Genomic DNA, 15,215 nt, shown 5'->3' with positions numbered 1-15,215 from the left:
CGAAATATCACGCTTAGGTTTAAAGCCTTTGAATAGCACTTTTATATCGACCGCTATCATAAACAAGTTATCGATATAATGAATGTCGGTTTGATAAATTATCCAACATTTATAAGGTAAACCGTGAAGTAAGTTGAATTGCGTGAGGATGCTATTGGCAATATTCACAATCTAATTTCTCGGATAACCACCTTACAAATCAAAATCTTCAGTTCAATAAAGCGATTTGGAGTAACTACGACCAAAAGCGCTAGGATATTAAATCTTTATTGAGTCTTTTATCTAATATCTGAAAACGCCTCACGGCCTGACACTTCTTTCCAATTTGCCTCTAGCGGTCCCCGTTCGTTTTCCTTACATTCCCATTAACTCAGTGACGAGACGTATACCAGATACGAGCAGTAGAAGACGATGAAAGACCAGTTGACGATCTCTATATCAACCATCAATGGCTCCAGACATTGGTACTTCAGTAAAAGGATGCAACGCAATCTAAAAACGTTTTTATGCTTTTTTGTCATTGCTCTGGCCGCAACCGCGATCTTAATTCATCACTTGTACACTCGCGTCGATAATGCCGCGTTAAAACAAGCTGAATTGACAGAACATTCGCGCACTATGGGTGAAGAGCTCAGCACACTGAAAGCATTAAAATCCGAGCTGGAAAGTGATCTCTCAGAGCGAGAAGAACGAGTACAACTTGTTTCGGAGCGTTTGGGAGAGTTAGAGAAAGTCCTTGGAGTTGGAGAACATACTACCACGGATAATTTGGATGCCCGACTTGATGCGGCGGCGATTACGTCGAACGTTCGCATGGTGTTGTTAAACCAAATACCAAGCGGGTCTCCGGTCGGTAAAGCGCGGCTCTCTTCTCGCTTCGGTAAGCGCATTCATCCGGTGACAAAAGTCGCTAAGATGCATCGCGGGCTCGATTTTGCCGTGAATACCGGTACTAAGGTTTATGCCCCAGCAGATGGGGTTGTGGAAGTCACCCGCCGCAGCAATAAAGGCTCTGGTAACTTCCTCAGGCTGCAACATTCTTTCGGTTTTTCGAGTTCTTATTCGCACTTGAAAAAGTTCAAAGTAAAAAGCGGTCAGTTCGTCAAAAAAGGGCAACTGATTGCAATTTCCGGCAACAGTGGGCTCTCTTCTGGCCCTCACCTTCACTACGAGGTGCGTTTTGTTGGGCGAGCACTGAATCCGAAGCCATTTGTCGATTGGAGCCTCAATGATTTCGAAGACATTTTTACTAAGGAGCGAAGAATACGATGGGAATCTTTAATCAAAACCGTGGAACAACGAGTAGCTCAGCAGCTTCAACTCTCATCGCCAAAGGCTGTGCTGTTAGCGGAGAACTCAAAGTAGAAAACGATGTCCAGATTGATGGCATCGTCGATGGTCAAATTAATGTAGAAGGCACTCTCGTCGTTGCAGAAAGCGGCCGAGTAAACGGTGAGATCTACGCTAAGCAACTGATCATCAATGGCATGATGGATGGTAACTGTCACGCAGAACACATTCAAGTACTTGCCAAGGGACGTATAAGTGGGAGGATCTGGAGTAATAACCTCAGCATCGAACCTGGTGGTAAATTCTTTGGTGAAGCGGCCGAATTACCTGAAAAAGAAGTGGTGACACTGAAAGGGAAGACTCAAGAGAACGCCAGCACGAAAGAAAACAATACCAACAATGAAAAGCGACCTGCGCGTAAATCAGCGTAAACTCTTTGGTTAAAGTGCATAAAAAAGACGGCTTTCACGCCGTCTTTTTTATTACTAGAGACACGAGCTTCGTCAGAAACTACAGTGATTATTCGGCCGGGTTTAAAATCATCACCGAGCGCTTTGCTTGCGGACCAAAAGCCGCTTTCGCATGCGCTTTCACTTCGTCTAACGTCACACTCTTAGCCGCTTTCTCAACGTCAAGCAACACATCGACGCCGTAATCATGCACTAAGTAGCGAGTATACGACCATGCGCGCTGAGCAGGGTTATCATCTAATCCTTGCATCGCTACCGCCAATTGCTTCGCTGCCGTATCCACCTCTTTTTGCGTGATGTTCGAAGCTAAGTCATCAAACATTTTGCCTAACTTGCTATCTAAAACTGCCACGTCTTCGGGCTCAACTTGAGATTCCAAGAGCCAATCAGAGATTGGTTCGCGATCTTGCGTCACGGTGTAAATATTTGGGCTGTAATCGAGACTAGACTCTTCTCGCACAATATCCAAGACACGCGCATTACTGATACGTTGTAGAATATCTTCGATAACCGTATCCCTTGCCGTACGTTGGTAATCGTTCGTGTTAGTCAAACGCATTACATACAACGATGAAGGTTCATGACCATCCGCAACGACTGTTCGCGCCGGCACGTCGGTGTTGAACGCAACATGGTAATCAATCGAACGACCCGGTTTCATCTCGATAGAGGCCACATACTTACGCAAGAGTGGCGTAATTTCTTCCGGCTCGACATTTGCCACAATGACCATCTTAAAACCATCATTGGTTTTGAAAAGTTGCTCATGCACCGCCAATATTTGCTCAGAAGTCACTTGCTCCACATCGTCACTGGACACGATACGATGACGACTACCCGGCAAATAAGAATTACCGTTTACTTTCTGAATCAGTTTTCCCATCGGCGATTCAAAAAAAGCGCCACTCTGTTGTTTAAACTCTTGCTTTGCTGCCGCCATCTGGCGCTCGTCAACTTTGATCTCCGTCGCTAGGTTGTACAACCCATTCAACGCGTAAGTTAAATGCGTTGTTGGCGCGGTAATTTGTGAACCGTGACTGGTCGCATCAAGAATCGCGCTAAGCGCAATGTTATTTTTGCGTAAGTAACTGTCTAACTCTGAACCAGAAAATGCCCCTAACCCACTGCGTATCGCCGTCGTTGCAGCGATTTCATACGCAGCATATAACGCTGGTTCAACGGCGGCTTTACCACCTTGGCTCGCATAGTAAATATAAGCTCGACCACCCGCTTTGGCATCTTTTTGGAACCACACTTCGACACCGTTTGATAGCGTATAAACTTGAAAGCCACCCGCTTCCTGACGCATGCTGGTGATGGTACCTTCTTGAGTAGGCTGTAAGAATCCATCCACTTTGTCATACATCTCTAACGGTTTTTCGCCAGTTTGGAGGTAGGCACTGTATAGATCGGTAAATACATCATTGAACTGAGCTGACGTTTCACTTTTCCCTAACCCAATCACAAAGATTGGTTGCTCAGACAACAAGGCATTCAATTGCGTGTTAATGCTCTCTAGATTCTCGTTGTTGATGAATTCAGACAAACTCTGGGCGTAACTCTCTTTTGATTGACTCACACTGCCTTGGTCAATTTGAAAAACGCGCGCTTCTGCATAACTGTTTGGCTTACGTTGGTCCCAGTCTGAATCAATATTTGCGAGCTCACCTTGCCAATTTGACATGATGCTCTCTAACTCAGATTGGGTCGCACCATAATCTCTCAGTGACGCCAACGTGCTGATGAAAGTTTGATGCATTTGTTCACGACGCTCAGGCCCAAACGAAATACCTGCCGACATCATGCGCTGGTAGTTGGAATAGTAAGGCTGGGCATAAGCATACTGAAAAGGTTCAGCGGCATCATTAAGTACACGAATCAGACGTTGTTGAATTAGCTGTGTTGCGACTTCATCACGCCACACTTGATGCTGCTGTTCAATCGTAGTGCTGCCACTTAGACCACGCTCAATCACTAAATGAAGGCTTGGTGATTCCATCGTGTTACTTGGCAAGATTCGGTTTTGGTTATTCACTCGAATATCGCGGCGCTTCTCTATTACGGTATCCGAGGTGCTTTCCCAGTTCGAGAATTTGTTTTTGATAATATTGGACAGTGAATCCACGTCGATATTACCGGTCACAACCAACTCGGCATTTTGTGGTTGGTACCACTTGTCGTAAAACGCTTTTAGCTTGCTTGATGAGGCATTTTGAATCGCTTCGCGAGTACCAATTGGGTCGTGTTCACCATACATAGTGCCTTCAATCGACGCTTGATAAGCATGCATAGAAAAGGACTTATCATCCGGGTTAGCACGTCGCCATTCACCAAGAATCACCCCTTTTTCTTTCTCTACTTGTTCAGGAGCAAACTGAAGTCCGTTTCCGATATCTCTCATCCACTTCAGGGCATCTTCCAGCTTTGTATTATTGGCAAGATCAAGTTGGTAAGAAGTTTGCTGATAAGTGGTAAAGGCGTTGATATCGGCACCAAAGCTACCACCAGATTGCTCGAAAAGTTTAACAACGTCGTTGCCGGTAAAATGCGTGCTGCCATTAAACGCCATGTGCTCAACAAAGTGAGCGTAACCTTTTTGATTGGCTTCTTCTTGGAATGAGCCGACATTCAGAACCAAACGGACCGATACTTCTTGGTCTTTTGTTGGGTAAAGATGGTATTTCATACCGTTCGATAACTGGTCGACATGCCAGTTGGCGTCAGGCTGAATCGGCGTCGATTGTTGTGTCAGAGCACACCCTGACAGTAATAACGCGGGGACTAACAATATACTGCGCATAACTATTGCCCATAACAATGATTAAGCCGATTAATATAATCCTCGTTCGATGACCTTCACATTTTTAATGGATTATTTACTACTCAAACGTGACGTAAATCACCTTTTAATGAAATCAATTATCATTTACAAAAAATAGACAAATCCTTACTTTACAAATAGATAAATAACACAGCTTAAAAGCCTTTTTCTTATTTGATGTAAAACTCAAAATCGCGACATGGAGTCAGTATTTATTTTGAGCAATAAAATATAATTATTGAACAGATTCGAATCTGACTTTCTGCTGCATATTCAACGGCTCGGTGAGTCCTGATGAGAATAAAAACACAACAACTATTATTCAAAGATCTATTATTCGCTTTATGTTCAAAAATCTATCATTAAAAAACAAACTGGCAATCTCTGCCAGTGCTGCCATCATTCTCGGGGGAGTGCTGGTAGAAGGGCTGTCTTTTCGAGATTCATTAAACAGACTGGATGTCGAAGTCGCGCAACGACTAGAGAGCACCAGCGCATCTTACAATCAATACGTAAAGGACTGGTTACTCTCAAAAGAGCGAGCACTGACGTCACTCTCTTCCGATTCAGAGAAGCGTTCTCTGGTTACGCACTTGAAACAAGTCCGAGACTCTGGCGCGTTTGATAACGTCTTTCTCGCTTACCCAGACGGCTCACAAGACAACGCCAATGGGGTGGTTTTGCCACCAGGTAATAACGACCCACGCAAATGGGGTTGGTACACCAACGCCATTGCCAATCCATCGAAAGTCTTTATGGATAACCCAACCGTCGCAGCGGCCACGGGGGCCAACGTCGTGTCGCTCGGTAAAGCCTTGCAACTACATGGTCAAACCGTCGTTCTGGGTGCAGATGTCGAAATTGGAGATATTTTAAACAGCCTCAACCAAGTGATCCTGCCGGGTGAAGGCTATATGTTTATTGCCAATGAACAGGGCAATATTTTCACCCATAACGACGGTAAGCTGCTGAATCAACCTGTTAGCAAGCTGGGCCTAAACAACAGCGATATTACCTCTGCCGCACGTTCCGGCACAGAGCGTCGTGTCTCGATTAACAACACCGAATATGTGGTTTACGCGCGCCATATTGAGGGCACCAAACTCACAACGGTCACAGTGTTAGATCAAAACTCGTTGGTTGCCCCACTTTACGATGCTGTTTGGGATCAAATCATCGCAACCACTATCGTCGTCGTTATCTGTGTGGCTTTGTTTAACCTGCTATGTAACATCTTGTTCCGTCCGCTCTACAATGTTTCGAATGCGCTTGCGCAAATCGCCAACGGTAGCGGCGATCTGACTCAACGCATCAAAGTAGAAAACCGTGACGAAGTTGGTGAACTGGCTGAAAACTTCAACCAGTTTGTTGAAAGTTTACAGCAGCTTATTGGTCATATTCGTAACCAAGCGGAAGAACTAAGCCAGCAATCAGAACTGAGCACGACTCGCGCGAATCAGTCGGTTTCTGATCTGAACCATCAGCAACAAGAAATCACTATGGTGGCGACCGCTGTGACCGAAATGGCATCGGCAACGCAAGAGATTGCAGCACATGCAGAGCAGACGGCTAAAGCCGCTCAAGACTCTTCAGCGAGCACACAAAATGGTCATGAATTGGTGATCAACTCCAAGTCGTCCATCAACAATTTGTCTTCTGAAGTCAACCAAGCGAGCGTTGTCATCGGCGAGCTCAACCAGCACGCGCAAGACATCTCAACCGTACTATCAACGATTCGAGACATCGCAGAACAAACCAACTTACTGGCTCTGAATGCGGCGATTGAAGCGGCGCGTGCAGGTGAACAAGGTCGCGGTTTTGCCGTTGTTGCAGACGAGGTTCGCGTACTATCACAACGCACACACACCTCAACCGAAGAGATTCGCTCGACGATCGAGACTTTGCAGCAAACCACACAACGTGCTGTGACCATCATGGATACAAGCTCTCAACTTGCCCAAGGCTCAGTGGAAGATGCCGATCGCGCAGCACTGGCTCTGGATGAAATCAACGCGGCCGTTGCGCTGATCAGCGATATGGCAACGCAAATTGCGACCGCAGCCGAAGAGCAAACGCACGTAACCAATGAAATCACGCAAAACGTCACGTCAATTAAAGATGTGACTGATCACTTGGTGGTTGGTGCCGAAGAATCGATGAATCAATCTGCTGAGCTGAAATCACAAGCCGAGGATCTCAACTCGAAAGTAGCGACGTTTAAACTGGCTTAAACGCCACGTTAGGAACGCACTTAAAAACAACAAACCCCGCTAGCAAATGTATAACTAGCGGGGTTTATTTTTATGGCTCGACGTTTTTATTGCAGATAGCTTTCGAAAGACGTAAACCTACACCGCCACACACATCGGCGTACCTGAGATTGGGTCGTTAAATACTCTCGCTTGTAAATCAAACACCGATGCCAACATGCCCTCTGTTAGTACCTCTTGCGGCGTTCCCTGAGTGACTAACTGACCTTTTTCCAACACCACCAAATGATCACAGTAACGGCAAGCTTGGTTTAGATCGTGCAGCACTACCACTACAGTTTTGCCTTTGTCGTTCATCTGCCTCATAAGTTTCATCAGCTCAACTTGGTGAGAGAGATCCAAGTAAGTGGTTGGTTCATCAAGCATCACTACGTCAGTATCTTGCGCCATTACCATCGCAATCCACGCCCTTTGTCTTTGACCACCAGACAACGATTCAACTGGCTTGTCAGCAAACTCTATCACGCCAGTATCTTGCATTGCTTGCTCGACTAAGGCTTTGTCTTGTTGACTTAACCTGCCCCAATGAGAGAGGTAAGGCGAGCGGCCATATTCGACCAGTTTTCTGACGGTAATGCCTTCAGGACTGACAAGAATCTGCGGCAGCAAAGACAACGAACGCGCCAAGCGTTTATCACCGTAGCTGCTTAGTGGTTTGTCGTCATACAACACTTGGCCAGAAGCTGGTTTATTGATGCGTACCAAGGTTTTTAATAGTGTCGATTTACCGCAACCATTTGGACCAACTAGTGCGGTAATTTTACCTTGAGGAATCGACAAAGAGAGATCTGGAATGATGGTCTGTTTGCCGTACGCGACGGATAAGTTCTGCGTTCGTAACATGCTTACCAACCTCGATAACGATACAAAAGAAAAATGAAATATGGTGCGCCAATAACAGAAGTCAGCACACCCGCTGGCAGCTCAATTGGTGGCTGTAAGCCTCTCGCTAGACCATCGGCGCAAATCACCAACAAAGCGCCAAGGGTTGCAGCGGCTGGAATCAACAACTTGTGGTTGTGGCCAAACAGCAAACGCGCAAGATGCGGCGCAAGCAGGCCAACAAAGCTGATCGTGCCTGCCACAGACACACTGATGCTCGCCAATAGCACGGCAGCAATCAGCGCAAGAATTTGGATCTGTCTTGGTTTCGTGCCAAGTGTAGTGGCGCTTTCTTCTCCCAGTCCCATCACATCTAACCTCCATGCCAACCAAAACGCCAATGGCAGTAGCAGCAATAGAGCACTCCAAATAAACGGCACTTGTTGCCAGTTTCGTCCCCACAAACTGCCGGTTAGCCATACCATCGCCGTGTTGATTTCGATAGGGTGCACAATCAGAAGAAAATCGATACCGCTGGCTAAAAATGCGCTGACAGCAACACCAATCAGCGCCAAACGTGCTGGTGTTGGTTTCGACCAGTAAGCCAGCACAGCAATAAAGCCAGCAGCAAGCAAGCCTCCCGCCATGGCGACCATCGGCAACATTGCCACTGGCGCATTCGGATACAGCACCAAACAAGCGGTAGCCGCCAGTCCTGCTCCGGCGCTTATCCCCATTAAATCTGGTGAGGCAAGTGGATTACGGATGACGCCTTGAACTAAAACGCCTGACAGCCCCAACCCAGCGCCCACGCCAATGGCGAGCAACATTCTCGGTAATCGATATTGGTGAATCACAAAGTCCGAGCCAGAGAAAGAAAACAGTAATGCAAAAACCTGTTGAGCCGACATGTTCGCCGCGCCAACAAACAGCGTGAGAGAAGACGCAATCAGCAACAATCCAACTAATGCAAACAGTTTGGTTTGATTCATCATGATGATTTCCTCATTGCAATCGCGATAAAGCAAGGTGTGCCCAACAGCGCGGTAATCACGCCCACTGGCGTTTCAGCCGGAAAGGCAATCGCTCGTGATAAAGCATCTGACCACGTCACCAATGCCGCGCCACACAAGGCGGAAACCGGAATGAGAATGTGATAGTTGTGACCAACAATCGGGCGTACCAAGTGCGGCACTAACAACCCGACAAAGCCAATTGGCCCAGCAATCGCTACGCTAGTTCCTGCCAACAGCACAACCGCTAAACCACTGATAAATCGCGTAAGACGAATGTTACCACCTAGCCCAACAGCAACTTCGTCCCCCAACGCGAGTAAATTTAAGTTTCGCGCTAAGCCCATGGCGAGCACCAAACCTAAAGTCGCAAAAGGCCACAGTTGCTGCCACTGCTCAGAATCTACCGCAGAGAGTGAACCCGTTAACCAATGCAACACGCTGTAAGCCATGTCATCCGCCAAAATTACCGACGCACGAGTTAACCCTATCAGCAGTGCACTGATGGCAATGCCCGCTAGCACTAAACGCAATGGGTGAGAACGCGCGGAGAAAAAACCGCCCAACAACATGACCGCACCACCACTTAGTAGCGCGCCGAGTACTGCGTTGATGATTGGGTTCAATTGACTAAAGAATGGTACGCCGATGGACGCCAAGGCCATAAAACACGCCGCACCGGCATTAATGCCGAGAATGGATGGCGACGCCAAAGGGTTACGAGTTAATCCTTGCATCAGCACTCCGGATACCGCAAGCGAAGCGCCAATTAATAACCCAGCATAGGCACGAGGCGCACGCAGCGTCGCGAGGATTTGATGCAGCATATTGCCCTCATCAAACGCAAACCAATAGCTTGTCAGATCATTAACGCTCAAAGAAAAGTTGGACCAGCCAATCATTGAGGCTGCATAGCCTGAGAGCGTACACAACGCCATAGCACAGACAAACAAGCTCGCTTTCCAATGCGATTTGCTAACCGAAGACGCGCTTTCCGAGCTTATCGCCGCACTCATGAGCGCTCCAATAACGCTTCAAGATTGCGGGCAATTTCTTCCGCAGCCAACATGCCGCGATTTAACGACCACAGTTCAGGAGAAACCTCAACAAGTTGCTGTTTTTTCGCAGCAGTTAGCAACCTAAACAATGGGTTTTTGCGCCACTCATCCACAATATTTGGTTGAGAGTAAAGTCCAACTAACAACCAATCAGGGTTGGTTTTTAGTAAAAGTTCGAAACTGGTTGGGATATAAGCATTTTGCTCAGACGGAGCCAGAGGGCTTTGGATGCCTAGTGTACTCAAAACGCCACCAGCGTAAGAAACCGGGCTATGCAGCCACATCCCTTTATCGGAAACCACACCAAACTGAATGGTTTCTTGTGTCGCAAAATGCTGTTTGAACTCCGCCATTGTCTGTTTGTGCTGCTCAATTCGTTGTGTCATTTTCGCTTGTTTGCCAATTGCCACGCCGATTTTGTGTGCGGATTCGAGATTTTCTTGATATGTCTCACCACGGCTTTTTAGCAGCAAGGTTGGCGCAATTCGCTGCAAATCTTGATAAATCGCACGATGACGTTCTGCATCAGCAATGATCAAATCCGGCTTGAGCACCGCAATCGCCTCTAAACTCGGTTGTGAGCGCATGCCGACCGATTGCCAAGGTTCAATCTTGGCTCGAACAGCAGGGATAACTCGTGTGGCATCGTTGTCATCGGCAACGCCTACCGGTGAGACATCGACTGCCGCTAATGCATCGACAAACGAAAACTCTAAAACCACAATACGTTGAGGTATCGCTTCTAGCTCAAACGTGCCTTGCTCATCTTGCACGCTGCGCGCCTGAGAAAATGCGCTAAATGACATCAAAGCTGAGCTCAGTAGCATCAGCAAAACGGTTGAAAAGTGTTTGATCGTAAATTGTTTTTTATTTTTCATCTTGCTTTTTCCAGTGCTAAGAGTTTTCCAGTACCTAAGATCGGCAAAGTCGCCAAGGTAAATTGGCGACTTTTCTTTTCAAACTCGGTGAACGAAACGCTTAAAACTGATAGTTCAGATCCAGTGTGTAAGAGCGTCCCGGAGCTGGGTACCGACCAACTGGGCTTGTATCAATCCCGCGGAAGTAATACTCCTCGTCAAACAAGTTGTTCACCGCAACATTCATGCGTAACTTGCCTTTGTCGTCTTTGTATAAATCCGTCCCCAAGTTGAAATTCCACACCATGTAAGATGGTACTTTACCCGTTGCGCCTGTTGCATCTTCGGCACTAGTGTTGGCGTTATCGGTATACGAGTCACTGAAGTAGAAACCCGATAGCGTGGTGTCCATGCCGTAAAATGCGTAGGTTGCATCCCAACCAAGCTGATGCTTAGAGGTGTAAGGCAGTTGATTACCTTTATTCGCGCCTTCTTCTTCAAGCGTAGCGTCTAGATAGTTGTAGCTTGCGCCTAAACTCAGTGCAGGTAGTGCTTCAGGCACGTAACGAGCAGAAAGCTCTATGCCTTGGTGAAGTGTTTTTCCGATGTTATCGAAGGTCTGCGTTGAGCTTTGCCATTGCAATTGATCTTCAAAGTCGATGCGATAAAGTGCAGCGTTAAAGCTGGTCGCATCTTGGGTGTAACGCGCGCCGACTTCGTAGTTCCAAGCCAGTTCGCTACCTTCTTCACCCAAACCTCGGATGTAGGCAATTTGTGGCGCACGAAGTGATTTTTGCGCGTTCGCATACGTCACCCACTGGTCAGTTAAGTTGTATGCCACCGTCAAACCTGGCAACCATTCCGTCACGGTGTTGTCTGCCGTTTGTTTTTTACCACGATCGGTAAACGTCATTCGAACCGACTCAACACGCAACCCAGGCGTTACCTTCAATGTATCATTGAACAAACCAATTTCGTTGCTAACGTATCCAGCAAACGCGTCCGTATCTAGATGCCAATCACGCGGAACGCTGGTTGCACCACCGGCGATTGGAGTCTGAGTGAGTTTGTAGTCAATGTCTTCATTAACATAACGGGTACCCACGATCCAGTTTTGAGTAACGGATTTACCTTCGCCAAAGTACATCGCCATTTTTGGCTCTATACCATACACGGTAAATTCACGTGGAGAGGTACGAACGTCCGTCGCAGGCAGAGCCGGATCCGCCCAATGGCCACCCGCGCTGTTAAAGCCCCACTTAAAAAGACGCTCTGACTTGTGACCAAACGTTAGCACTTCTAGCTCGGCACTGTCGGCAAATGGCAAATCGTGGATGTACTTAACACTCCAGCGCGTCGACTTACCTTCATAATCATCGTAAGGACGTTTCGATTGATGACGATCTTGCTCGTAATCTTGTGGCGAAAGTGCGCCCGGCATTTGCGTTTCAGCATCGTAACGTTGCAGGAATGCTTGAATCTCTTGAGTATCACTCAATAGCCACTGTGCTTTAGCTTGAAAGTTCTTCACGTCCGTATCGGAATGTTCACGGAAGCTTTCGCCTTTTAGGAAGTTACCCTCCAACTGCAGCGCGAATGTGTCGCTTAACCAACCGCCCGTGCGTAGGTAAAAATCATTCAGCGGCGCATCACCGCCATCAAACACGGTAAGGCGGTTACTGATTTCAGTTTGCCAAGTGTGTGGAATCGGTTTGGTCACTAAGTTGATCACACCACCGACGTTGTTTGGACCGTACTGCACTGCGGCACCGCCGCGTACAATGTCAATACGATCAAGCATCGACAGTGTTGCTGGGAAGATAGACTGACCAGTGTGACCATATGGCGCAAGTGTTAGCGGTACACCATCCATCAAGAACTGAGCATGACCACTACGGCTTGCTTTCAAACCACGTACAGAAATGTTAGGCAATACGCCCGTTCCGCTTTCATCCTGAACTTTAATACCCGGCACGCGCTGTAGCGCGTTATCAATCGAGCCTGCGGCGGTTTTCTCGATTTGATCGCGGGTAATGACGGTACGAGCACCTGGGTACTCTTTGACATCTTCAATTTCAGAGTTACCAATCACGCTACCAGTGACAACGACGGTTTCCATCGCGGTAGTTTGTTCTTTTTTAGCAGGAGCGGCAACCGCGCTCATGGATGTGGCAGAAGCGATTGCAATCGCGAGCACACTGTAAGTGGTAGACAAACCAGCACGTACACGCACTTTACCATCCAAATTCTGGTAAGACATTAAGATCTCCTTTGCGAGAAATTGAGCCTCGGGCAGAATACATCCCGTAGGCTCTCGGGGCTAAACATCCTCAATATGAGGTAAAAATTGGCTAACAGGCGCTAACTACGCACAAAAAGCCTAGAACTGATATCCGTAGCTGAGCATGAACTCGGCAGGTGCGCCGTAGCCAATCTGGTTTAAGCCAGACGTGCCGTTTGTTGCGCCAAGAATGTATTTCTCATCCAAAATGTTGTAAGCGTTCGCTTGGATTTTGTGACGACCAGTGGTGTACGCCGCCATCAAATCCACCGTTGTGTAATCGCCGAGTGCGACGGCTTCGTCGTTACCTGCGTAACGGTCGCCCACGTACTTCACACCACCTCCTAAACGCCAGTTGTCATCCAATTGGTAAGTGCTCCAAAGAGAGAACAAGTGGTCTGATACATCGTTCGGCTTTTTGCCTGTGGCTTTGTCTTCCGCGTCTAAGTAGCTGTAACCCACAGAGATGTCCCACTGTTTGGTGATTTGACCGCGAGCCTCTAATTCAATGCCTTGGTGACGCACTTCAATTTTATCGATCACATCGCCGTCCACGTTGGTTTGTGGTTGCTCTTGATCAATCTGGAACAGTGCCGCATTCAACATTAATGCGTTATCCAAAAGGTACGCTTTTGCACCCACCTCTTTTAAGTCGGTGTGGAAGAATTCCGCCAATTTTGGATTGATGTAGATACCAGCGTACGGTAACTGCCAAGAGCGCGCTAAACTGGCGTATACGGATGTGTCGGAATTGATACGGTATACCAAACCAGCACGGTAGCTGACTTTGTCATCATCCAACTTTTCCTTATCTGAGCCCGCTTTTTGTTGTTCTAGCTCCATCGAGTCGTAACGCACGTTACCGATCAAAGAAAGGTCACCCCACGTATAGACGTCTTGCACATACAAACCTGTCGTGGTGGTGGTATTGTCACGAAATGGCTTAAAGCCCGGATCAGGCGTTGGACCAACGACTGGGTCGTAGATATTTTGCGCAGGAAGCGTTTTGTCACTTGCCAACGTTAGGTCGATATCGATCTGGTTGAAATCTGCACCCACCATCAATTGATTGTCCCTGGTTTCCCAAACCAACTCAGATTGTAAAGTGGTCGTAGTACGTGGATCGTAACCAAAGTTGTTGACGGTTTGAGACACTTCATTACCCGTCACTTTGCCCTGACGCGTGCCTTTTTGCTCCAGTTCGATATGGTTGAACGCCGCTCGGTTGTTCCATACCCATTGATCATTCAGACGCCATTCGTAATCCACCGCAATACGGAGACTGTCTGACTCCTGATAGTCGTTTGTGCCGCCAAAGTAAGTGCTTACTGGCAAATCAACTGGCTTGCCATTTTTTGATGGCACACCACGATACGGCACTAGTTCTTGATGGGCGTATTCCACGTCAATATCAATGGTGTGACCATCCGCTGGTAACACACGAATGGTCGGTGCAATGAAGAAATCGTTTGAATCAACATGATCAACGTACGAGTCGGCTTGACGGTATTCCAAGTTAATACGCCCGTTGACCTTATCTGAAAACGCCATTGAGCTGTCGACCTGACCGACATACTGGTTGTTGCTACCTACACTGCCGTTTACGTGAGTAAAATTCTCACCGTTAGCGCGTTTCGTCACCAAGTTGATGATGCCCCCAGCCGAGCCACGGCCATACAAAGCGCCCGCAGGGCCTTTCACAATTTCAACGCGTTCAACATTCGCTAAGCTGCGGTAAGACTGCAACGTACCGTCATCTCGCAAGCCATCACGGTACATATCGTTGAGTGAATCAAAACCGCGAATCATGAACTGGTCACGGCTGCCTTCGCCCAAGGTGTTATTGACCCCGGCTGCCCCATCTAGCGCATCCACTAAACGCACCGCGCCTCGGTCTTGCATTTCTGTTTTCGTTACTACGGATACCGCTTGTGGCACATCAAGCCATTCCACATCGGTTTTGGTGCCTGATTGAGGCATGTGTTCAGCATAACCTTCGTACTGATGCCCGAAGACTTGAATCGTTTCAGTTGCTGATGAGGTTGAGTTCGTCTCTTCTGAAGCCACTGCGCTTGGTGCTACTAGTGAAGAACCAATCGCGACCGCCAAGGGGGTCAGGGTCAATAATTTATTCATTCCATAATTCCGTTTAGTTGTTATAAAGCCAACGGATAGAAATAAGAACAAATATTATTTCTATTTGCAATATTAATTTTATGCTCTATATTTATTTACCCTAAAAACACAACTAACAACAAAAAACCAAACATAATAACAATAAACACTAAAACTTCTGCCCTCCGTCTCGGGAGAGGCACATTGGAAGACGACCG

The 15,215-nt window shown here is 47.3% G+C and carries 10 protein-coding genes; 3 read left to right on the top strand and 7 right to left on the bottom strand.

Annotation, left to right across the window (positions count from 1 at the left end):
* Window positions 1–411 precede the first annotated feature (411 nt).
* The gene (locus NL645_RS14905; RefSeq protein ID WP_005395595.1) at window positions 412–1,365 is read left to right on the top strand and encodes a M23 family metallopeptidase; all 954 of its coding nucleotides are present in this window, start codon (window positions 412–414) and stop codon (window positions 1,363–1,365) included.
* Complete coding sequence (locus tag NL645_RS14900; protein ID WP_253651938.1) at window positions 1,269–1,721, top strand: polymer-forming cytoskeletal protein; 453 nt, start codon at window positions 1,269–1,271, stop codon at window positions 1,719–1,721. The genes NL645_RS14905 and NL645_RS14900 overlap by 97 nt, the downstream gene beginning before the upstream one ends.
* A gap of 88 nt (window positions 1,722–1,809) precedes the next feature.
* On the opposite strand, the gene NL645_RS14895 is transcribed toward NL645_RS14900, so the two are convergent.
* Complete coding sequence (locus NL645_RS14895) at window positions 1,810–4,560, bottom strand: pitrilysin family protein (RefSeq protein WP_253651937.1); 2,751 nt, start codon at window positions 4,558–4,560, stop codon at window positions 1,810–1,812.
* Between the two features lie 365 nt (window positions 4,561–4,925).
* On the opposite strand from NL645_RS14895, the gene NL645_RS14890 reads away from it, so the two are divergent.
* On the top strand, window positions 4,926–6,812 hold the full coding sequence (locus tag NL645_RS14890) for a methyl-accepting chemotaxis protein (RefSeq protein WP_253651936.1): 1,887 nt from the start codon (window positions 4,926–4,928) through the stop codon (window positions 6,810–6,812).
* 117 nt (window positions 6,813–6,929) lie between these two features.
* On the opposite strand, the gene fecE is transcribed toward NL645_RS14890, so the two are convergent.
* The 6 genes from fecE to NL645_RS14860 all read right to left on the bottom strand — a co-directional run bounded on the left by fecE (window position 6,930) and on the right by NL645_RS14860 (window position 15,018).
* Window positions 6,930–7,694 (bottom strand): Fe(3+) dicitrate ABC transporter ATP-binding protein FecE, encoded by a 765-nt coding sequence (gene fecE / locus NL645_RS14885; protein ID WP_005374717.1) that lies wholly within the window; start codon window positions 7,692–7,694, stop codon window positions 6,930–6,932.
* 2 nt (window positions 7,695–7,696) lie between these two features.
* The gene (locus NL645_RS14880; protein ID WP_139059654.1) at window positions 7,697–8,668 is read right to left on the bottom strand and encodes an iron ABC transporter permease; all 972 of its coding nucleotides are present in this window, start codon (window positions 8,666–8,668) and stop codon (window positions 7,697–7,699) included.
* On the bottom strand, window positions 8,665–9,702 hold the full coding sequence (locus NL645_RS14875) for an iron ABC transporter permease (RefSeq protein WP_042522221.1): 1,038 nt from the start codon (window positions 9,700–9,702) through the stop codon (window positions 8,665–8,667). Before NL645_RS14875 ends, NL645_RS14880 begins: the two co-directional genes overlap by 4 nt.
* Window positions 9,699–10,622, bottom strand: a complete 924-nt coding sequence (locus NL645_RS14870; RefSeq protein ID WP_253651935.1) for a Fe(3+) dicitrate ABC transporter substrate-binding protein FecB — start codon at window positions 10,620–10,622, stop codon at window positions 9,699–9,701. The genes NL645_RS14875 and NL645_RS14870 overlap by 4 nt, the downstream gene beginning before the upstream one ends.
* 100 nt (window positions 10,623–10,722) lie before the next feature.
* Window positions 10,723–12,861, bottom strand: coding sequence for a TonB-dependent siderophore vibrioferrin receptor PvuA (gene pvuA / locus NL645_RS14865; protein WP_074190320.1), 2,139 nt, complete (start codon window positions 12,859–12,861; stop codon window positions 10,723–10,725).
* A gap of 120 nt (window positions 12,862–12,981) precedes the next feature.
* Window positions 12,982–15,018, bottom strand: a complete 2,037-nt coding sequence (locus NL645_RS14860; RefSeq protein ID WP_253651934.1) for a TonB-dependent siderophore receptor — start codon at window positions 15,016–15,018, stop codon at window positions 12,982–12,984.
* Window positions 15,019–15,215 lie beyond the last annotated feature (197 nt).

The organism is Vibrio sp. Y51_MX_L26 (assembly GCF_024181935.1).
Classification (GTDB): Bacteria; Pseudomonadota; Gammaproteobacteria; order Enterobacterales; family Vibrionaceae; genus Vibrio; species Vibrio diabolicus.
This window is presented reverse-complemented; position numbering and strand designations above follow the sequence as displayed.

Bases quoted from the DNA above. Each gene is read 5' to 3' on its own strand.
- fecE (WP_005374717.1), bottom strand. From the start codon at position 7,694: ATGTTACGAACGCAGAACTTATCCGTCGCGTACGGCAAACAGACCATC.
- NL645_RS14875 (WP_042522221.1), bottom strand. From the start codon at position 9,702: ATGAGTGCGGCGATAAGCTCGGAAAGCGCGTCTTCGGTTAGCAAATCG.
- NL645_RS14905 (WP_005395595.1), top strand. From the start codon at position 412: ATGAAAGACCAGTTGACGATCTCTATATCAACCATCAATGGCTCCAGA.
- NL645_RS14870 (WP_253651935.1), bottom strand. From the start codon at position 10,622: ATGAAAAATAAAAAACAATTTACGATCAAACACTTTTCAACCGTTTTG.
- NL645_RS14890 (WP_253651936.1), top strand. From the start codon at position 4,926: ATGTTCAAAAATCTATCATTAAAAAACAAACTGGCAATCTCTGCCAGT.
- NL645_RS14895 (WP_253651937.1), bottom strand. From the start codon at position 4,560: ATGCGCAGTATATTGTTAGTCCCCGCGTTATTACTGTCAGGGTGTGCT.
- NL645_RS14880 (WP_139059654.1), bottom strand. From the start codon at position 8,668: ATGATGAATCAAACCAAACTGTTTGCATTAGTTGGATTGTTGCTGATT.
- NL645_RS14860 (WP_253651934.1), bottom strand. From the start codon at position 15,018: ATGAATAAATTATTGACCCTGACCCCCTTGGCGGTCGCGATTGGTTCT.
- pvuA (WP_074190320.1), bottom strand. From the start codon at position 12,861: ATGTCTTACCAGAATTTGGATGGTAAAGTGCGTGTACGTGCTGGTTTG.
- NL645_RS14900 (WP_253651938.1), top strand. From the start codon at position 1,269: ATGGGAATCTTTAATCAAAACCGTGGAACAACGAGTAGCTCAGCAGCT.